Raw genomic sequence first — 20,942 nt, forward strand, 5'->3', positions numbered from 1 at the left:
CTTTACTAATGAACAGTATTCCACTAAATGGTCAGTAAGGATAGATTCTAATACTGACTGCTTTGACGCTCGCTTCGCTCGCCCCCCAGTATTAAAACAAATCGTTTGCTGTAATACTCTTATCGTGCTTCGTATAGTCTACAGGTCTCTTCGCAAAGAAATCATCTAATGAATTAGCAAAAACTTCTTCCTCGAACCATACCATTGGTTTGTATTGTTCCGGAGTAATGTTATATCTTGTTTTCATGTTGATTTTCTTCAAACTGTCATCCACACGGTATTTCATAAAGTTTAACAGATCTTCTTTAGAAACATTGTCGATTTCTCCCAATTCGAAGATCCAGCTAAGGATATCTCCTTCTCTTGCGATAGACTCATCTACTAACGTGTAGATATCTTCAAGATCGCTGTCTGTTAATAAGTCAGGCTGCTCCTCACGGATTTTATTGATCAGATAGATTCCTGCATTAGCGTGAATCTGCTCATCTATTGATGTCCATGCGATGATATTGGAAACGTTCTTCATGAATCCTTTAAATCTTGTGAAAGAAAGGATGATGGCAAATTGCGAGAAAAGAGAAACGTTTTCTACCAAAATACTGAATAACAATAATGCAGACACATATTCTTTCGGAGTGGCAGAATTAGCATGCTTTAAAGCATTTCCAAGAAATTCTATTCTTCCTTTTACGGCAGGAATTTCGATTACGTTAAGGAATTCATCATTATATCCTAATACCTCTAATAAACGGGAATATGCTTCAGAATGACGAAACTCACATTCTGCAAAAGTAGATCCTAATCCATTGAATTCCGGCTTTGGAAGGTGGTTGTATAAATTTCCCCAGAATGTCTTTACAGACACCTCGATCTGTGCAATGGCTAAGAGCGCATTTCTCACAGCATGCTTTTCATTTGGTTCCAACTGCGAATGAAAATCCTGAACATCTGCAGTAAAGTCCACTTCCGAATGCACCCAGAACGATTTGTTGATGGCCTCTACAAATTGAAGCACCTCCGGGTATTCAAATGGCTTATAACTTACTCTTTTATCAAAAATTCCCATATTAAATATCTTTATAATTAAATAATTTAGATCTCTGTGGATAACGTTCCGGAAATACTTAAGTTTTTGTTTGTCTGCAGATTGTGAATTAAAGTTATTCACTTTCGCAAATCCATATTTCTTGTAAAGAACTAATGACAAAGTTCGAGAAAAAGAACTGATTTTGAAAGGGGTAAATACTAATCGTCTGACTTTTAGCCGGAAAAGTTTTCCACATTTACATGAAACAGGCTCGAATAATAGGCTAGACCGCAATATTGAGGATAAATGGGTGCAAATCCCTAGTTACAGTTAAACAAAAAAATATAAACTATTATGAATAAAGGGATAATGTATTAAACAAAAAAATATTTGAATAAATTTTTATTCTTGTAACAATTTGAAAATATCATCTACTTATTGGGTATAAAACATACATCACTTAATGTTAGTAATTCAGGATTTAAATAAGTCATACGATACAGGGAAAAGCAAACTTCATGTTCTTAAAGGAATTAATCTGAATATTTCTGAAGGAGAGTTTGTTTCTATTATGGGAAGTTCCGGTTCGGGAAAATCTACGCTTCTTAATATTATTGGGATTCTGGATGAAAAAGATTCGGGAACCTATGAATTGGATGGTGTTCCTATAGAGCATTTATCTGAAATAAAAGCCGCAGAATACAGAAGTAAGTTTTTAGGATTTATTTTTCAGTCTTTTAATCTTATCAATTATAAAACAGCTTTGGAAAACGTAGCGCTTCCTTTGTACTATCAGAATGTACCGAGAAAAGAACGAAATCAGAGAGCGATGGAATACCTGGAGAAAGTAGGGCTTGCACAATGGGCAGATCACCTTCCCAGTGAGCTTTCGGGTGGACAGAAACAGAGAGTGGCTATTGCCAGAGCTTTGATTACGAATCCAAAAGTAGTATTGGCAGATGAACCTACAGGAGCATTGGACTCCAAAACTACACATGATATTATGAAACTTCTTCAGGATATCAACAACGAAGGAAGAACAATCATCGTTGTAACCCATGAACCCGATGTTGCTGCACAAACCAAAAGAAATGTAATACTGAAAGACGGGATTATTGAAAGTGACGAGTTTATTAAGCAGATTGTGCTTTAGGAATTTGATAATTTGAAAATGAGATAATTTGAAAATTTAATGATTCGGTTTTAATCTTTAAATTTTTCAATCTTTTAATACCAATAAAAAATGTTTGACCTAGATCGTTGGCAGGAAATATTCAGTTCTATCCGTAGTAATTTACTTCGGACAGTACTTTCGGGGTTCACAGTAGCTCTGGGACTGTTTATTTTCATTGTACTTTTTGGAATTGGAAAAGGACTTCAGAATGCTTTCTCTGAGGGATTTTCAGGAGATGCCAAAAACCTGATTTCCATTACCACAGGGAAAACTACATTAGCTTATAAAGGATTGCAGTCAGATCGTACTGTTACCTTGAATAACAATGACTATGATTTTCTTATTAATACTGATAAGAAGAATGTAGGTGCTTCAAGTCCAAGATATAATGCCAGTTTAATGGTGAAATACGGAAAAGAAAGCGGAATTTATCAGGTACATGGAGCGGAACCAGGTGAACAGATCATTGAAAACCGAAAGATGATTGATGGTAGATACATTACCCCCCGCGACTTGGCAGGAAAGCAAAATGTTGCAGTTATTGGAAGAATGGTGCAGAGAGATTTGATTAAGAACGGAAGTCCTGTAGGAAAGGAACTTGACATCAACGGAACCATGTTTAAGGTCGTAGGAGTGTTTTCCGATGATGGAGGAGACTGGGACGAAAGACATATTACAGTTCCTATTACGACTCTGCAGCAAATGAAAAAAGGGTCTGATACCGTAAGTATAGCTTATATCTCTTACAGTGACAAACTGACTCCAGATCAGGCTATCAAGTACGGAGATGAATTAAAGAATAGATTAAAATCAAGAAAAAATGTTTCTCCTGATGATGAAAATGGAGTGCGGGTCTGGAACAATGCCAAAAACATGAACGATACATTTGTTTTTATGGCAGTGCTTACAGCGATTGTTGGATTCATCGGATTGGGGACATTATTGGCCGGGATTATCGGGATCAGTAACATTATGGTGTATATCGTAAAAGAAAGAACCAAAGAGATAGGAGTACGAAAAGCTATTGGTGCGAAACCAAGTGGAATTGTAGGTTTGATTGTTCAGGAAAGTGTTGTGATTACAGTGGTGTCCGGGCTTATCGGAGTGGGAGTAGGGGTTTTGGCATTAAGTCTTATTGGCAATAGCCTTGAAGAGTTTTTCATTAAAAGCCCAAGTGTAGGATGGGGAGCTATTTTGATGGCATTCATTGCTCTGATTTTCTCAGGATTAATTGCAGGATTTGTTCCAGCGTACAGAGCTTCAAGAATTAAACCGATTGAAGCACTAAGAACAGAATAAGGGATAGGATAAAAGGCGAAGAAAGAAACATCGTCAGATAAAAGAAATTGATAGAATTCATAATTTATAACATATAATTCAAAAAGGTGAATATCATATTTAAAAAAGATACTTGGCAGGAGATCTATTATTCATTGAGGAATAATAAACTCCGAACATTTCTTACCATGATTGGTGTAGGATGGGGGATGTTTTTGTATGTAAGCCTTCTTGGAGCAGCAAAAGGGATGGAGAATGGTTTTGATAAACTATTTTCAGGTTTTGCAACCAACTCAATCTTCCTTTGGGCACAGAAAACCTCTATTCCCTATGAAGGATTTCCGAAAGGAAGAGAAGTTCACTTGAAGCTCTCCGATATGGAAATGCTGAAAAGGAAAGTAACGGCCATAGATTATATATCACCACAAAATGCCAGAGGAAGCTTTACCGGAACACCGGGAGAAGCCATGTCCAGGAATGGGAAAAATGGAACGTATTCTCTTACAGGAGACTATTCTGTAGGAAATAAAATTTCTGAAAAGAAACTGATCTTTGGACGCTATATCAATGATGCAGACGTTTCCGGAAATAAAAATGTAGTGGTGATTGGAGAAGAAATTTATAAGAACTTTTTTGATTCCAAGAAAAAGGAAAACCCAATTGGACAGCCGATCAATATAAAAGGATTATTCTTTAATGTCATTGGAGTATTCCGTGTGAAAAAAGGAGGTGGGTTTGAAAATGACCAGACCGCTTTTATTCCACTTTCCACGTATACGAAAGTGTATAATGCGGGAGATCAGATTGATATGTTCGCTATTGTAAGTAAGCCCAATGCCAATGTGAATTCAGTAGAAGAGGATGTAAAGCAGGTTTTGAAAACAAAGAACAAAGTTTCACCTGAAGATACGAATGCTTTCGGTAGTTTCAACTTGGGAAAAGAATTTAAAAAACTGACAGGCTTCCTTACAGGAATGCAGCTGTTGACCATTATAGTAGGAACATTAACGATCCTTGCAGGAGTAATTGCTATTTCCAATATCCTGTTGATTACGGTAAAAGAAAGAACCAAGGAGATTGGAATCAGAAGAGCGTTGGGAGCGAAACCGGCTGAAGTACGAAATCAGATTTTGCTGGAAAGTGTTGTGATCACGCTCTCCTCGGGATTATTAGGCTTTATGTTTGGAATCTTTGTGCTGATGATATTAAATGCAGTCACCCAGGGACAAGATTCATTCCCTTTCTATAATCCGACGGTCAACTATGGAAATGTATTTGCAGCCATGGCAGTAATGGTGATTTTAGGACTGATTATCGGAATGATCCCTGCGCAGAGAGCAGTAAAAATCAGACCGATTGAAGCATTAAGAACAGAATAATTAATTTGAAAATAAAACTCATTTGAAAGTTTTAAAATAAAGAGGAACAGTTTCTCAGCAGGCTGGATGAATCTTTTAATTTTTAAATCATTCAATCTTTTAATAAAAAATAAACTATACATATGAAAAAGAAATTCACTTGGAAAAAAGCCATTTATATAGTGTTGGGGCTTTTCTTTGCAGTGGCATTGTTCTCAGGGATTAGCTATCTTGTAAAATCTAATTCTAAAGAAAGTGAAGCTTTCCTTACCCGTAAACCTACCGTTCAGAACATGGACGATAAGGTAATGGCTACAGGAAAAATTGTTCCCAAAGAAGAAATTGAAATTAAACCCAATATTGCCGGGATTATAGATAAAATCTTAGTAAAAGAAGGAGATAAGGTAGAAGTAGGGCAATTGATTGCTACCGTGAAAATTGTTCCAAGTATCTCTGAAGTAAATGCTGCTCAGCAGGAGGTTCAGAATGCACAGATTCAAATCAGCAATGCTCAGATGAACGTAGGAAATATGCAGAAGCAGTTTGAAATGCAGGAAAAATTGTACAAGCAGGGAGTAGCTTCTAAACAGGAGTTCCTGAATTCTCAACAGCAATTGTTTTCTCAACAGCAAACTCTTAAAAATTCTCAGCAGCAATTGAATACGGCTCAGAAAAGATTACAAATTGCTAAGACGGGAGCAACTCCTGAACTTCAGGGACAGGGATTAGCTACTACCGAGATCCGTTCCAAAGCTTCGGGTACTGTACTTGAAGTTCCTGTAAAAGCAGGAAGCCAGGTGATTGAAGCTAATAACTTCAACGCTGGAACAACGATTTGTTCTGTGGCAGATTTGAACTCATTGATCTTTAAAGGAGAAATTGATGAAGCACAAGCTGGAAAGCTAAGCCAAGGTATGGATATGAACATCGTAATCGGTGCATTACAAAATAAAACTTTCCCTGGAAAACTGACTATGATTGCCCCTAAAGGAAAAGATAATGCAGGAACTATCAAATTCCCGGTAGAAGGTAATGTAAGTAATCCTAATAATGAGTATATTAGAGCTGGTTTTTCTGCGAATGGTGAAATTGTTTTGAGTTCTCAGAAAAATGCATTATTATTGGATGAGTCTTTAGTTCAATATGAAAAGAAGCAAGGTAAAGATGTTCCTTTCGTAGAAGTAAAACAAAAAGACGGAAAATTCAAAAAAGTATATGTGAAACTTGGAGCAAGTGACGGTATCAACGTTCAGGTTCTTCCAGGATCAGATATTACAAAAGAGACTGAAGTGAAAGTTTGGAACCCGTCTGATAAAGACAAAGAAGAACTGAAAGAAAAGTCTAGCAAGAAATAATAAACTACACTATACACTTTTAAACTGTGAATCCCGGAGGAATTTTTTCTCCGGGATTCTTTTTGCATTAAATTTTTGCTAATACTATTGACATCTAAATTCTTAACATTGAATCGAGAAGTCATTTAACAAACATCAAAAATTTCCTACATTTGATGTAAACATCAATTGAAAAATGTGCCGATACGCTGTAAAAACTTATAAATCACACTATGTATGCTTTAAATGCCGAAAATCATTTAAACAACCGGATATAGATGATATTTTACGACGGATTAAAAAAGAAAAAATATACCATGAATCAGATGGGAGATCGATTCGTAAAGTAGGACCTGTTTTTACAAAAACAAAAACAGAAGAGTTAAAAGAACTCGTTTCAGAGATAGGAAGCAGAAGTATAAGATGTCCTGAATGCAGAAATATAATGGCCGACCTTGGAAAAGATTTCAAAGCCCCTAAAAAAACGGTAGTAAAGGAATGGAAAATTGTAGAAAGTCTTTTTAAAACAGGAAAGTGCTTTCATAGCTGTGGTTGCGATGGGATAGGATATATTCCAAAAAACACCAATGACTATGCAATTTATTTGAAAACCATCTTACAGACATATGAAGAATATTTGATTTCCTATCAGAATATGTCTATAATAGAATGTCCCGATAAAAATGAAAGAATTAATTACTGGTCTGAAAATATTCAAAAGGTAAAAACTGAAATTATTGACAATAAGTTTGAGACGGTATGAGAATGTAATATAAATTTGGTTTAAAATGTCTTAATTTTAAATTAAAACAATACCCCATGAAAAAAGACTATTGGATTCTGTTTCTTTTCATTATAGCAAAGTTTGTACTTCAGTATGTGCTGATCAGCCCAGAATATGAATTGCAGCGGGATGAATTTCTACATCTTGATCAGGGTAACCATCTTGCATGGGGCTATCTCTCCGTTCCTCCTGTAAGCTCATGGATTTCCTGGTTCATAAAAATATTGGGTAATTCCGTGTTTTGGATTAAATTTTTTCCGGCATTATTCGGAGCATTAACGATGGTTGTTGTCTGGAAAGCTATAGAAGAATTGAAAGGAAAATTTTTTGCTTGTACATTGGCGTCTTTTGGACTGTTATTTTCCGTTTTACTTCGTTTGAATATGCTGTATCAGCCCAATTCTCTGGATGTTCTTCTATGGACCTCTTTTTTCTATATCCTGATCAAATATGTCAGTACAGAAAACACAAAATGGCTTTACTGGGGAGGATTTATTTTCGGAATTGGTATTTTAAATAAATACAATATAATTTTTCTTGCAATAGGTTTTATTCCTGCGATTTTAATAACAAAGCAAAGAAAAATCTTTATAAACCCCCATGCTTATGGAGCAGCGCTTCTTGCTTTAATAATCGTTTTGCCCAACCTTATCTGGCAGTATCATAATGGTTTTCCTGTGATTCACCATATGAAGGAGCTTTCTGAAACCCAATTGGTGAACGTCAATAGATTCGATTTCCTTAAATCCCAGCTTCTGCTCTTCATTGGAGTGACCTTTGTAGTACTTTTTGCATTGTATGCTTTCTTATTTTATAAGCCCTTTGCGAAATTTCAGTTTTTCTTTTGGGGCTATGTGATAACAATAGGATTGTTTTTATTTTTCAAAGCAAAAGATTATTATGCCATTGGACTTTATCCTGTTTATATAGGTTTTGGAGCTGTTTATTTAGGCAATATTTTACAGTCAGGATGGAAGAAGTTTCTTAAACCTGTTTGTATTTTGCATCCGATAATTCTCTTTATACCTATATACAATATCACATTTCCTAATAAAAGCCCTGAATTTATTGCCAGTCACCCTGAATCTTATAAAAAGTGGGGCCTCTTGCGCTGGGAAGATGGAAAAGACCATGCCTTGCCCCAAGACTTTGCAGATATGTTGGGCTGGAAAGAATTGGCCCAAAAAGTAGATGAAAAATATTCTACATTGTCAAAATCTGGAAACACGCTGGTGTTATGTGATAATTATGGCCAGGCTGGAGCTATTAATTATTACTCGAAAAAAGGAATAAAGGCTGTATCATTTAATGCAGACTATATCAACTGGTTCGATTTGAGTAAAAAATATAAGAACCTCATTAGAGTTAAAGATCGTCCGGAAGATGAACTTGAAGAAACAGGGCCTTACTTTGAAAAGTCCTCAATAGTAGGATCCGTCACAAATCCTTATGCAAGAGAAAAAGGGACTACAATTTTTAGTTTTGAAAATGCAAAAATAGATGTCCGAGAAAAAATTCAGAATGAAGTTGATGAAGATAAAAAGCAATGGAAATAGTATTCCATTAAGTTCTATTGGTTGATAAACTTTGATAATAGTTGCTTTCACACCGGAAGGAAGAATTTGATAAAAATACTATTGCAACTTTATTGCATTAATGAAAATTATGTTAACTTTGCACTATCAACTATCAACTATCAACTATCAACTATCAACTATCAACTGAAATATGGAAAACGAAAACTTTGATGTCATTATAATAGGAGGAAGCTATTCAGGATTATCCGCAGGAATGTCTTTAGGAAGATCCCTAAGAAATGTTTTGATTATTGACAACGGAAAGCCCTGCAACAGGCAGACCCCTCATTCGCATAATTTTATTACCCATGATGGGAAAACGCCGGCAGAAATTGCTCAGCTTGCCAAAAAGGATGTTGAAAAATACAATACGGTCAAATTCTATAACGGAACCGTTGCAAAAACAATAAATACAACCGAAGGTTTTGATATTGAAATATCATCCGGTGAAAAATTTCATGCTAAAAAATTAATTCTGGCATCTGGTATAAAAGACATAATGCCGGATATCCCAGGATTTACAGAATGCTGGGGGATTTCTGTTTTACACTGCCCCTACTGTCATGGCTATGAAGTGAAAAATGAAGTGACCGGAATTCTTTCTAACGGAGATATGGCTTACGAATTTTCAAAACTGATTTTTAATATGACCAAAAACCTTACATTATTTACCAATGAAAAGGCCACACTTACTGATGAGCAGGTCGAAAAATTGAATCAGAATAAAATCATTCTAAACGAAGATGAAATTGCAGGAATTGAACATGAAAACGGCTCTATTCAAAAAATAGTTTTCAAAAATGGGAAGGAGATTGCTTTACAGGCTTTATATGCGAAAATTCCTTTTGAACAAAATATAAATGCATCTGGTGATTTGGGATGTGAATTGACAGAGCAGGGATTTATTAAGATAGACATGATGCAAAAAACAACTGTTCCGGGAGTTTTTGCCTGTGGAGATAATGTGACGATGATGCGTTCTGTAGCGAATGCCATTGCACAGGGTAATTTTACAGGTGCTGTGGTGAATAAAGAACTTTCAGACGAAGAATTTTAATGGCTTTCTTATAATAAAGTTGTTGAAACTTTATAAAACCACAAAAGTTTTCATTTTAAAAGACTTTAGTCCACTTAAGTAAGTTTAAAATGACTCCGCAGAAAAGTTTACATAAGATGAAAATCAAAGATTTTATAAAACTTAGGTGTACTTATTATGCATAAAGCTTGGCCCTAAAAAACTTAAGTATTTAAACTTTTGTGTCTTTTATGGTTAAAATAATCAATGTAAAAGTTGACACGGCTTCAATATAAAAGGAGGTGTTTTTTCATTTTTAGCGGTTAAAAATCATTTTTTCGATATAGAAATCTCGACGAAAATTCCGTACATTTGGGGTGGAAATTTCAAAAACTAAAAGTAAAATGGATATTATTTTCGACCTGATTGAAAAAGAAAGACAAAGACAAACTCATGGATTAGAGCTTATTGCATCAGAAAACTTTGTTTCTGAAAACGTGATGAAAGCGATGGGAAGTGTACTGACAAACAAATATGCTGAAGGATATCCCGGAAAAAGATATTACGGAGGATGTGAAGTCGTAGATGAGGTTGAAACTTTAGCGATCAACAGAGCAAAAGAACTTTTCGGAGTAGACTATGTGAACGTTCAGCCACATTCTGGTTCTCAGGCGAATGCAGCCATTTATCTTGCAGTTTTGAAACCTGGTGATAAGATCATGGGGATGGACCTTTCAATGGGAGGACACCTTACTCACGGTTCAGCAGTGAATTTTTCCGGTATTCAGTATAATGTAGTTTCTTACGGAGTTCAGCAGGAAACAGGTCTTATCGACTATGACCAAATGAGAGAAGTAGCATTAAGAGAAAAACCGAAAATGCTTATTGCTGGTTTTTCAGCTTATTCAAGAGATTTAGATTATGCTAAATTCAGAGAAGTGGCAGACGAAATTGGAGCTACACTTTGGGCAGACATCGCTCACCCAGCTGGTTTGGTAGCAAAAGGATTATTAAACTCTCCATTCGAACACTGTCATGTAGTAACTACTACGACTCATAAAACCTTAAGAGGTCCAAGAGGAGGGATGATCATGATGGGGAAAGATTTCGAAAATACATATGGCCACAAAACTCCAAAAGGAGAAATCAAAATGATGAGTCAGGTATTGGACGGAGCAGTATTCCCAGGTATCCAGGGAGGACCACTTGAGCATGTGATTGCTGGTAAAGCTGTTGCTTTCGGTGAAGCTTTGGATGTTCAGTTCGAAACTTACGCAAAACAAGTTAAAGCAAATGCTCAGGCATTATCAAAAGCGATGATTGACAGAGGTTTTGATATTGTAAGTGGTGGAACAGACAATCACTTGATGTTGGTAGACCTTAGAAATAAAGGAGTAAATGGTAAAGAAACAGAAAAAGCATTAGTGCTTGCTGATATTACCTGCAACAAAAATATGGTTCCTTTTGATGATAAATCACCATTCACGACATCTGGTATCAGATTAGGAACTGCTGCAATTACAACAAGAGGACTTAAAGAAAATGATATGAATACTATTGCAGAATTAATTTCTGAAGTGGTAGACAATATCAAAAATGAAGAAGTTCTTACATCAGTAAGAAAGAAAGTTAACGAATTAATGGAAGGAAAAGCTTTGTTCAATTACTAACAAGCACTCCAATATTATATAAAGAATGAGCAGTCTGCTCATTCTTTTTTATTCAAATGGAAAAAAAATCTTATACTTTCGAGGAAATCAAACAGAAACTGGTCAATTACTGTGTTTACCAGGACCGCTGCCATGCAGAAGTGGAACAGAAGATGAGAGAGTTTCTGCTTATTGAGGAAGCAAAGGAAGAAATTATTTTATATCTCCTGAAAGAAAATTTTTTGAACGAAGAAAGGTTTACACGAAGCTATATCAGAGGAAAATTTTATATCAAACACTGGGGCAGAACCAAAATAAAAATGAATCTGAAGCAAAAACAGATTTCCGAGAGGCTGATCAATTCTTGTTTTGATGAGATATATGAGCCTGATTATGAAAAAACTATCAGAAAAATTTTTGAGGATTATTATTCCAAACAAACCGGTTTGAAAGAATATCAAAAAAAAGTAAGACAATAAAATATTTGATGGCCAAAGGTTTTGAATATGAAAAAATAATTGATATTTTTGACTAAATTTTAATGAATTAAAAAAAAACTTGACCATGACTTCTTTAAAAAAAATAATCAGTTCATTGAAAAAGATTGATATATAGAGATTTAATGATTTTTTTCCAATAAAACAGCTTTAGTAAAGGGTTTTGTAGATAAATATCACCTTTGCAAGAATTCTAATGGTATGATTTTTGTCTGCCTGTTTAGCTGTATCGTGATGGAATTATTAAATTTCATAAATGTAACATCAAATTTATTTTCGATTTCAACATATTGAGATAAATTTATTTTATTTTTGCATGATTGTATCGGAATTATCTTTGATTGGATAATTAGATATTACACTTAATTAAATATGAACACCAATATAGACAATGTACAATTCTCTTAGGAAAACAATATTTGGAGGGGATAATGTTGTCAATCTCTCAGACGTAAGATATCTTCCTAGATGGATAATTCTTGTAATAGATATTATTATTCTGGTTATATCTTTATTTCTTTCTACTTACATTATCGAAAAAATTACCAAGCAGGAATTTATATATCACGAAGATAAAAGTGTGGTCTTTGCTTTTATTATTCTTATGAATACTGCCTTTATGTATGTTTTCAAAACCTATGCGGGAATTATCCGCCATTCAACATTTATAGATTTATTTAAGCTTCTGATATCCTGCTTTTGCACAATGCTGGCTATTGGAACTATAAATATATTTTACTTTTGGAGTACTGGCAGTAAATTTATACTTACACCTTACCTGGTTCTGTATTTTATAATTTCGTTCATGGGATTATTTCTTTTCAGATTATATGTAAAAGAATTTTTTCACATTGTAAGAGAATACAGAAGAAGTGCTCTGAAAAAGAGAATCTTAGTGTTGGGAATTGATGAGCAGTCAATTGCCATTGCAAGGGCTATTCTGGATAATCCAAGTTTGCCATATCAGGTAGTAGGCTTTTTAACACAAAGGACAGACTCTAAAAGAGCATCTTTATTAGGAAAGCCAATTTACGAAAAACAGAAAATAGAAGAAAACTCGAAGGAAGACCTTATTATAGATGGTGTCCTCATTGTAAAAGAAATGATGGCAAGAGATGAAGTGAATTCTTGGGTAAATCTTTTTCTGGAAAAAGATCTTAATGTTTTCAAGGCTCCATCTGTACAGAAATTAAGAGATAGTGATCTGGGAGGATCTATCAGGAATCTTCAGATTGAAGATCTACTGAATAGAAAACCTATTAAAATCCAAAATGAAAAAGTAGAAAGCAGACATTCCGATAAAACAGTATTGGTGACCGGTGGAGCAGGATCTATAGGAAGTGAGATTGTAAGACAGGTTGCTTATTTCAATCCTTGTTTAATAGTTATTTTGGATCAGGCAGAAACACCACTTTATGAAATTGAGCTTGAAATGAGAGAGAAATATCCTCATATTGCTTTTAAATTTGTTTTAGGAGATGTTTCTAACCAACACAGAATGGAATCTCTATTCCAGACGTATAACTTCTCCATGGTTTATCACGCGGCAGCTTATAAGCATGTACCTTTGGTAGAAGAAAACCCTCACGAAGCTATTTTTGTTAATATACTAGGCTCAAAGATTATTGCAAGACTATCCAGCAAATATAAAGTAAACCGGTTTGTAATGATATCTACAGATAAAGCTGTAAATCCTACGAACGTAATGGGTGCTTCAAAACGTGCTGCAGAACTTTTCGTACAGTCGCTCCAAAATGTAGATGGCAATGTTACGAAATTTATTACAACAAGATTTGGGAATGTATTAGGATCCAATGGTTCTGTAATTCCTCATTTCAAGAAACAAATTGAAGGAGGAGGTCCAGTAACAATTACTCACCCTGATATTGTAAGATACTTCATGACGATTCCTGAAGCCTGTGAACTTGTACTTCAGGCAGGAACAATGGGAGAAGGGGGTGAGATCTTTGTATTTGACATGGGTGAACCTGTTAAAATTCTTGATCTTGCGAGAAGAATGATCAAATTATCAGGATTCGAACCGAATATTGATATTAAAATTATTTATACAGGATTGAGGCCTGGTGAAAAACTATATGAAGAGCTTTTAAGTGATGACGCAAAAACACTTCCGACTCATAATGATAAGATTATGATCTCTAAAGATCCTTCTATGGGATTTGAAGAGATTGATACACTTACTAAACAAATTACCAAAGCTTCCTTAAGAAGAGATAAAGTAGAAGTAGTAAGGATTCTTAAGACAATAGTGCCGGAGTTTCGAAGTAACAATTCCATCTATGAAGCACTGGACAAATAGAAAAAATATAAATGTATATTTGTACAATTTTAAAATATAATGAAAGGTAAAATATTGACAATAGTATTGGTGTCGTCTTTGGTTGTTTCCTGTAAGGTGAATCCCAATGCTAAGAATGATTTAAATTATATGCAGAATATAGAGCAGGTGGCTATAAATGCTTCTGCTAAAAATTCATCTAACACTATCCAGGTAGCAGATCAGCTTATTATTATGATTACGGCAAAGGATATGGATGTTGTAAAACCTTTTAATCAGAATTATTCTTCATCAGAGCTTATCCAGACCAATATTTCAGCAGGAGGAAATACCCCTAGTCAGGGAAATACTACAATGGTAGGACCTACATATATTGTAGATGCAAACGGAGATGTCGACTTTCCTATATTGGGAAGAATCAATACTTCAGGAAAAACAATGGTGGAATTTAAAGATGAGCTGAGGGAAAGAATGACAAAATATGTAATTAATCCAACAGTCAATATTAAACTAGCCAACTTTAAAGTTACAGTAATAGGTGAAGTTAACAGACAGGGAGATTATACTATTGCAAATGGACAGGCTACTATTCTTAATGCTCTAGGACTTGCCGGTGATTTGACTCAATTTGGAAAGAGAGAGGATGTTTTGGTGGTTAGAACTGAAAATGGAGTTGTTACTCATGGTCGTGTTAACCTTCAGGATGCCAATCTAATTAATTCTCCATATTATAATCTGAAACAAGGGGATGCTATTATTGTTTCCGCTAATAAAGTGAAAGACCTTACCTCTAAGCAAAACCCTAATACAGCACTTTATCTTACAGCAGCGTCTATAGCAATCACAGCAGTAGCAGTAGTAATAAGTTTATTTAAGAAATAAAAAAATTAATGAACAACCAACAATCTTCACCATCCGTAGAAGTAGAAAATAATATAAGTCATATTGATATAAATGAAATTCTGAAGCCATATTTTAGAAGGTGGCCTTGGTTTATCCTAGCAGCCCTAGTAGCTCTGATAATAGGCTATATATCATTGAAATTTATGACTCCAATTTATAATGTACAGACAACAGTACTTGTAAAAGATGCCAAAAATTCATCTTCACCAATGAATAATGAGTTGGGTGTTTTACCTGATTTTTCAGGTTTTGGAGGACTGAAAACGAACAGTATTGCTAATGAAATAGAGATTTTGAAGTCAAAAAGATTAATGAAAGAAGTAATCATTAATAAGAACCTTCAAACTGATATTTATGCAAAATCTAAGCTTAGAAAAGTTGAACTTTACAAAGAAACATCTCCTATTGAAGTTAGAGTAATTAATGAAAAGCAAGGTGTTCCTAATAGTACTGTTCAATTAAAAATAGAAGGTAATCAACTGACTTTAACTACAGATAATTCTAAAAAAGAGATTATTTCTACTTATGGTAAAACAATCGGACTGCCTTTTGCCAATATTATTGTCAATAAGAATCCAAAATATAACCCATCTGCTGTAAAGGAAATAGATGCCAATAATCTGGAACTGTATATACCAACAATAGATGCTAAAGTAGATATTCTACAAAGCGCACTTGCCATAAGTTTAATCAATAAAGATGCTACAGTACTTAAATTGGATATGAGCTATCCTGAAATTACAAAAGCTGAAGATGTTCTTAATGCCCTGGTAGTAGCTTACAATAATGATGCTATCTCAGATAAAAACTCAGAGTCTAAAAAAACATTAGACTTTATTGAAGATAGAATTAAAAAACTTACAGGAGAACTTGGAGATGTAGAAAATCAAAAAGAAAATTTTAAATCAAAAAATAATCTTACAGATCTTGAAACTGAAGCAAAAATAAATTTAGAAAGTTCTGCAGCAGCAAGAGCAAAACAATTGGATGTAGATGCTCAGCTAGAACTTACTAATGCATTGATAAGTTTTGTGAGTAGACAAGGGCAGTATCAGGCGCTACCTTCTAATGTGGGGTTAAATAGTCCTGAGGCTGTTGCAGGAATTTCTACCTATAATCAGCTTGTACTTCAGAGAAACAGATTGTTGGAATCTGCAACTCCTGAGAACCCTACTGTTGTTGATATAACAAAGCAGATCAGCACGATGCGTCAGTCTATAGAACAGAGTTTACAGAGAAATAGAACAGGTCTTGAACTGGCAAGAAATGAATATTTGGGTGAGCAGAATAAAATGTCAGGTAAAATATCCAAACTTCCTTCTATTGAGAAAATGTTCAGAAGTATTGAAAGACAACAGCAAATAAAGGAAAACTTATATCTTTTATTACTTCAAAAAAGAGAAGAAACTGCAATTTCAGAAGCTATAACCGCTCCAAAAGCGAGAGTGATAGATATGGCTTATACATCTGGAAGCCCTATATCACCTAATAAGAAAATTGTACTTATTTCAGTTTTATTTATCGGGCTTTTAATACCATTTCTGATTATTTATATTTCAACTATTTTCAATAACAAGATAGTAACTAAGCATGATTTAGAGAAACTGGTACATGCACCTATTATTGCTGAATTACCTAGTCTTGAAAAAGGAGATTCAGATATCGTTAAAGTAAATGATATTACTCCTATGGCTGAAGCATTCAGAATTCTTATTACCAATATGAACTTCATGCTTCCTAAAGAGAAAAAAGGGAAAATTGTGTTTGTTACATCCACAGTAAAAGGAGAAGGGAAAACTTTTGCTTCCGTTAATTTGGCTTTAACATTAGCTAATCCTAAGAAGAAAGTAATAATTATTGGTTCCGATATCAGAAACCCACAGCTTCAAAGATATAATCCTGCCAGAAAAGGACTTACAGGACTTACAGAGTATCTTTATTCTGATAATACAAAACTTGAAGATATTATTCATGTATCATCATTTAATCCTCATTTGGACGTTATCTATTCAGGAATGATTCCTCCTAATCCAACAGAATTATTATCTAATGGGAGATATGAAATACTATTGGATGAACTGAAGGGGAAATATGACTATATTATTTTAGATACAGCGCCATTGCTTCTTGTTACAGATACTTTCCTTATTGCGGAGTTATCTGATGTTACGATCTATGTATCCAGATCTAAATATACAGAGAAAGCATTACTGGAATTTGCAAATATTAACATTGATCAGAAGAAGATCAGAAATGTAGGATTTGTACTTAATGATGTAAACAGAGAAAATCTAGGGTATAGTAATAAATATGGCTATGGATACAATAATCACGTTGAAAAATCTTGGTTTCAAAAATTCAAAAATAAACTTAGTAAATGATGAAAACATATAAAATAGCAGTTATTGGACAAGGCTATGTAGGACTTCCATTGTCATTAGAATTTGCAGCTCATTATCCTGTATTAGGATTTGATATCAACGCACAACGTGTAGAGCAGCTTAATGATGGACAGGATATCACTCTTGAAGCTGACCTTGACAAACTGAACAATGGCCTTGAAAGATTTAAAGAATCAAACGGAACTATAGGATATAGATCTACAAGCCAGCTTTCTGAAATTTCAGATGCTAATGTTTTTATTGTAACAGTTCCTACACCTATCGATAAATACAATGCACCAGATCTAAACCCTTTGATTTCTGCTTCAAAAATGTTGGGAGAAATTATTAAAAAAGGAGATATCATTATTTATGAATCTACAGTTTTCCCTGGCTGTACAGAAGAAGAATGTGTTCCGGTTTTGGAAAAATATTCGGGACTGAAATTCAATGAAGACTTTTACGTAGGATATTCTCCTGAGAGAATCAATCCAGGAGATAAAGTGAATACACTTACAAGCGTAAAAAAAGTAACTTCTGGCTCTACTGAAGAGATTGCAGAAGAAGTAGATGATCTTTATAAAAAAATTATTACTGCCGGTACTCATAAAGCACCAAGCATTAAAGTAGCGGAAGCTTCTAAAGCTATCGAAAATGCACAGAGAGACGTTAATATCTCTTTTGTAAACGAATTGGCTCTAATTTTTGATAGAGTGGGTATTGATACCAATGATGTATTGGAAGCTGCAGGAACAAAATATAACTTCCTGAAATATAAACCGGGATTAGTAGGAGGACACTGTATTTCAGTAGATCCTTATTACCTGGCACACAAAGCGGAACAATTAGGATACCATCCTGATGTTATTTTGTCGGGTAGACGTGTAAACGATTCTATTGCAAAATTTGTTGCTTCTAAAGTTGTAAAACTTCTTATTGCAAAAGGAGGAGTAATCAAAGATTCAGAAGCTTTGATCTTAGGAGTTACCTTTAAGGAAAACTGTCCGGATGTAAGAAATACAAAAGTGGTAGATATTTACAGAGAACTTTCAGACTTTGGAGTGAATGTAGATATTTATGATCCTTGGGCAAGTAAAGAAGAAGTGAACCACGAATATGGTATTAATATTCTTGATCAGCTTATTGAAGGAAAAAAATATGATTCTCTTATCATTGCTGTTTCTCATAATGAATTCCTTGAGATGGATCTTAATACGCTGAAAAAAGAAAATGCAGTGGTGTTTGATACCAAAGCATGTTTAGACAGAAATTTGGTTGACGCTAGACTATAGTAGAGAATGAATTATGATATTGTAATTGTTGGTGCAGGCTTGGTAGGATTGGCAACAGCTTATCAGGCTAAACTTAAAAATCCAGATTCTAAAATCCTTGTTTTAGAAAAAGAAAAAGATGTAGCATTACACCAGTCTGGGCATAACAGTGGAGTCATTCATAGTGGGATCTATTATAAACCAGGAAGTCTTAAGGCAACGAACTGTATAGAAGGATATCATTCAGTGATCAATTTTGCTGAAAAATATGGAATCAAATATGATCTTTGCGGTAAAATTATCGTAGCCACTTCACAGGAAGAGCTGCCTCTTCTGGATAATATCTATAAAAGAGGATTGGAAAACGGACTTCAGGATCTGAAATATCTTTCTAGAGAAGAATTCCGGGAAGTTGAACCACATTGTGAAGGAATAAAAGCGATCAAAGTACCACAAACCGGAATCATAGACTATCCTGGAGTTGCAAAAAAGATCAAAGAACTCTTTGAAGAGCTTGGAGGAGAAGTTAAATTCAATAATGAAGTAAAAAACATTAGCAATACCGATTCTGAAGTGATTGTTACAACCAGTCAATCAGAATTCAGAGCAAAGAAATTAATTTCATGTGCGGGACTTTACTCAGATAAAATCACAAAAATGACCAATGAAAAAAATGATGTCATTATCATTCCTTTCAGAGGCGAGTATTACAAAATAAAAGATGAGAAAAAATATCTTGTAAAACACCTGATTTATCCTGTTCCGGATCCTAATTTCCCTTTCCTCGGTGTTCATTTTACAAGAATGATTGATGGAAATATTGAAGCTGGCCCTAATGCTGTTTTAGCTTTCCGAAAAGAAGGATATAAGTTTTTTGATTTCGATTTCAATGAAACAATGCAAACTCTTATGTGGCCCGGTTTCAGAAAAATTGTTGCCAAATATGGGAAGACAGGAATGGGAGAAGTTCACCGCTCTCTTTCAAAATCTGCATTTACAAAAGCTTTGCAAAAATTGATGCCTGAAATACAGGAAAGCGATCTTGTACCGGGAGGTTCTGGAGTAAGAGCACAGGCTTGCGATAGAAGCGGAGCATTAATTGATGATTTTGATATCGTGAAAAACGGAAATATCATTCATGTGAGAAATGCACCTTCTCCTGCTGCAACATCATGCTTTGCCGTTGGAAATAAAATAAGTGAGCTTTTAGAAAAATAGAAAGTCCCTTTCTGTATGATATCCAAAACAGATATAAATATGAAAATTCAAATGGTTGACCTAAAAGGTCAATATCAGAAAATAAAAAATGAAATTGATACAGGAATTCAAGAATGTATCGATAATACCGCATTCATCAACGGTCCTGCAGTAAAAGAATTTCAGCAGGATTTTGAAAAATACCTAGACGTAAAACACGTTATTCCTTGTGCTAATGGTACAGATGCATTGCAGATCGCAATGATGGCTCTGGATCTGAAGCCCGGTGATGAAGTACTTTGTCCAGCTTTTACCTATGTAGCGACAGCAGAAGTGATAGGCCTCTTAGGATTAAAACCTGTTATGGTAGATGTGGATGAAAATACTTTTGAAATTGAGCTTAACGGGCTGGAAAAATATGTAACCTCCAATACAAAAGCCATAGTTCCGGTTCACTTATACGGACAAAGTGCTAACATGGAGAATATCCTTGAATTTGCCAAAAAACATAACCTTTTTGTCATTGAAGATAATGCACAAGCTATTGGCTCAGATTACACCTTTTCAGATGGGATAGTAAAGAAAACGGGAACGATAGGAGATATTGGATGTACTTCTTTCTTTCCTTCGAAAAATTTGGGATGCTATGGAGATGGTGGTGCTTTAATGACCAATAATGACGATCTGGCTTTAAAGATAAGAATGATTGCAAACCATGGGCAGCAAAAAAAATACTATCACAAAGTGTTGGGATGTAACTCAAGATTGGATACTATTCAGGCAGCTGTTCTTAAGGTGAAGCTCAAAAAGCTCGATGAATATTCTGAAGCCAGAAATACAATGGCTGCTTATTACGATGAAAATCTTGCCGGTATATCCGAAATTCAGGTTCCGGTAAGAGCAGGGAATTCTACCCATGTATTTCATCAGTATACATTAAGAGTGAAAAACGGGAAAAGAGATGCTCTGCAACAATATCTTGGTGAAAAAAATATTCCAAGTATGATTTATTATCCGCTTCCGTTATATAAACAGGAGGCTTTTCAGCAATATGTAACAGAAGGTTTCAGTCTTCCGGTTACAGAAATGCTATGTTCAGAAGTTCTTTCGCTTCCTGTACACACAGAATTTGATCAGGAATCTTCAGATTATATTATTTCTGAGATCAAAAATTTTTTTAATCAATAACAATCAATAT

At 34.7% G+C, this 20,942-nt stretch carries 15 protein-coding genes and 1 pseudogene; 15 read left to right on the top strand and 1 reads right to left on the bottom strand.

The window, feature by feature from the left end:
* Nucleotides 1-91 precede the first annotated feature (91 nt).
* On the bottom strand, nt 92-1,066 hold the full coding sequence (locus LF886_RS06570) for a ribonucleotide-diphosphate reductase subunit beta (RefSeq protein WP_236853377.1): 975 nt from the start codon (nt 1,064-1,066) through the stop codon (nt 92-94).
* Between the two features lie 424 nt (nt 1,067-1,490).
* Between LF886_RS06570 and LF886_RS06575 the strand changes: the two genes are divergently transcribed.
* The 15 genes and pseudogenes from LF886_RS06575 (at nt 1,491) to LF886_RS06645 (ending at nt 20,932) form a co-directional block, all read left to right on the top strand.
* Nucleotides 1,491-2,180: an ABC transporter ATP-binding protein gene (locus LF886_RS06575; RefSeq protein ID WP_103233552.1), complete on the top strand. Its 690-nt coding sequence runs from the start codon at nt 1,491-1,493 to the stop codon at nt 2,178-2,180.
* A gap of 90 nt (nt 2,181-2,270) precedes the next feature.
* Complete coding sequence (locus LF886_RS06580) at nt 2,271-3,500, top strand: ABC transporter permease (RefSeq protein ID WP_236853379.1); 1,230 nt, start codon at nt 2,271-2,273, stop codon at nt 3,498-3,500.
* Nucleotides 3,501-3,586: 86 nt separating this feature from the next.
* Complete coding sequence (locus LF886_RS06585) at nt 3,587-4,858, top strand: ABC transporter permease (RefSeq protein ID WP_236853381.1); 1,272 nt, start codon at nt 3,587-3,589, stop codon at nt 4,856-4,858.
* Between the two features lie 122 nt (nt 4,859-4,980).
* The gene (locus tag LF886_RS06590) at nt 4,981-6,192 is read left to right on the top strand and encodes an efflux RND transporter periplasmic adaptor subunit (RefSeq protein ID WP_236853383.1); all 1,212 of its coding nucleotides are present in this window, start codon (nt 4,981-4,983) and stop codon (nt 6,190-6,192) included.
* 175 nt (nt 6,193-6,367) lie between these two features.
* Entirely contained in the window at nt 6,368-6,934 is a 567-nt protein-coding gene (locus LF886_RS06595; protein ID WP_236853384.1) for a hypothetical protein, read from the top strand.
* 56 nt (nt 6,935-6,990) lie between these two features.
* Nucleotides 6,991-8,511: a glycosyltransferase family 39 protein gene (locus LF886_RS06600; protein WP_236853387.1), complete on the top strand. Its 1,521-nt coding sequence runs from the start codon at nt 6,991-6,993 to the stop codon at nt 8,509-8,511.
* Nucleotides 8,512-8,683: 172 nt separating this feature from the next.
* Nucleotides 8,684-9,589 carry an NAD(P)/FAD-dependent oxidoreductase gene (locus LF886_RS06605; protein WP_236853388.1) on the top strand — a complete coding sequence of 302 codons (906 nt, stop codon included), beginning with the start codon at nt 8,684-8,686 and terminating at the stop codon, nt 9,587-9,589.
* Nucleotides 9,590-9,951: 362 nt separating this feature from the next.
* Nucleotides 9,952-11,217: a serine hydroxymethyltransferase gene (glyA, locus tag LF886_RS06610; RefSeq protein ID WP_124534400.1), complete on the top strand. Its 1,266-nt coding sequence runs from the start codon at nt 9,952-9,954 to the stop codon at nt 11,215-11,217.
* Between the two features lie 56 nt (nt 11,218-11,273).
* Nucleotides 11,274-11,731, top strand: a pseudogene (locus tag LF886_RS06615) (regulatory protein RecX).
* 353 nt (nt 11,732-12,084) lie between these two features.
* Entirely contained in the window at nt 12,085-14,013 is a 1,929-nt protein-coding gene (locus LF886_RS06620) for a polysaccharide biosynthesis protein (RefSeq protein WP_236853390.1), read from the top strand.
* A gap of 39 nt (nt 14,014-14,052) precedes the next feature.
* Nucleotides 14,053-14,874 (top strand): polysaccharide biosynthesis/export family protein, encoded by an 822-nt coding sequence (locus LF886_RS06625; protein WP_236853392.1) that lies wholly within the window; start codon nt 14,053-14,055, stop codon nt 14,872-14,874.
* A gap of 8 nt (nt 14,875-14,882) precedes the next feature.
* The gene (locus LF886_RS06630) at nt 14,883-17,276 is read left to right on the top strand and encodes a GumC family protein (RefSeq protein ID WP_236853394.1); all 2,394 of its coding nucleotides are present in this window, start codon (nt 14,883-14,885) and stop codon (nt 17,274-17,276) included.
* Nucleotides 17,273-18,568: a nucleotide sugar dehydrogenase gene (locus LF886_RS06635; RefSeq protein WP_236853396.1), complete on the top strand. Its 1,296-nt coding sequence runs from the start codon at nt 17,273-17,275 to the stop codon at nt 18,566-18,568. Before LF886_RS06630 ends, LF886_RS06635 begins: the two co-directional genes overlap by 4 nt.
* 6 nt (nt 18,569-18,574) lie before the next feature.
* Entirely contained in the window at nt 18,575-19,765 is a 1,191-nt protein-coding gene (gene lhgO / locus LF886_RS06640) for an L-2-hydroxyglutarate oxidase (RefSeq protein WP_236853398.1), read from the top strand.
* A gap of 39 nt (nt 19,766-19,804) precedes the next feature.
* Nucleotides 19,805-20,932 carry a DegT/DnrJ/EryC1/StrS family aminotransferase gene (locus LF886_RS06645; RefSeq protein WP_236853399.1) on the top strand — a complete coding sequence of 376 codons (1,128 nt, stop codon included), beginning with the start codon at nt 19,805-19,807 and terminating at the stop codon, nt 20,930-20,932.
* Nucleotides 20,933-20,942 lie beyond the last annotated feature (10 nt).

Origin of the sequence: Chryseobacterium sp. MEBOG07 (assembly GCF_021869745.1) — a bacterium.
Lineage (GTDB): Bacteria > Bacteroidota > Bacteroidia > Flavobacteriales > Weeksellaceae > Chryseobacterium > Chryseobacterium viscerum.

Coding starts and splice junctions, on each gene's coding strand:
- LF886_RS06570 (WP_236853377.1), bottom strand. CDS start 1,066: ATGGGAATTTTTGATAAAAGAGTAAGTTATAAGCCATTTGAATACCCG.
- LF886_RS06575 (WP_103233552.1), top strand. CDS start 1,491: ATGTTAGTAATTCAGGATTTAAATAAGTCATACGATACAGGGAAAAGC.
- LF886_RS06580 (WP_236853379.1), top strand. CDS start 2,271: ATGTTTGACCTAGATCGTTGGCAGGAAATATTCAGTTCTATCCGTAGT.
- LF886_RS06590 (WP_236853383.1), top strand. CDS start 4,981: ATGAAAAAGAAATTCACTTGGAAAAAAGCCATTTATATAGTGTTGGGG.
- LF886_RS06595 (WP_236853384.1), top strand. CDS start 6,368: ATGTGCCGATACGCTGTAAAAACTTATAAATCACACTATGTATGCTTT.
- LF886_RS06600 (WP_236853387.1), top strand. CDS start 6,991: ATGAAAAAAGACTATTGGATTCTGTTTCTTTTCATTATAGCAAAGTTT.
- LF886_RS06605 (WP_236853388.1), top strand. CDS start 8,684: ATGGAAAACGAAAACTTTGATGTCATTATAATAGGAGGAAGCTATTCA.
- glyA (WP_124534400.1), top strand. CDS start 9,952: ATGGATATTATTTTCGACCTGATTGAAAAAGAAAGACAAAGACAAACT.
- LF886_RS06620 (WP_236853390.1), top strand. CDS start 12,085: ATGTACAATTCTCTTAGGAAAACAATATTTGGAGGGGATAATGTTGTC.
- LF886_RS06625 (WP_236853392.1), top strand. CDS start 14,053: ATGAAAGGTAAAATATTGACAATAGTATTGGTGTCGTCTTTGGTTGTT.
- LF886_RS06630 (WP_236853394.1), top strand. CDS start 14,883: ATGAACAACCAACAATCTTCACCATCCGTAGAAGTAGAAAATAATATA.
- LF886_RS06635 (WP_236853396.1), top strand. CDS start 17,273: ATGATGAAAACATATAAAATAGCAGTTATTGGACAAGGCTATGTAGGA.
- lhgO (WP_236853398.1), top strand. CDS start 18,575: ATGAATTATGATATTGTAATTGTTGGTGCAGGCTTGGTAGGATTGGCA.
- LF886_RS06645 (WP_236853399.1), top strand. CDS start 19,805: ATGAAAATTCAAATGGTTGACCTAAAAGGTCAATATCAGAAAATAAAA.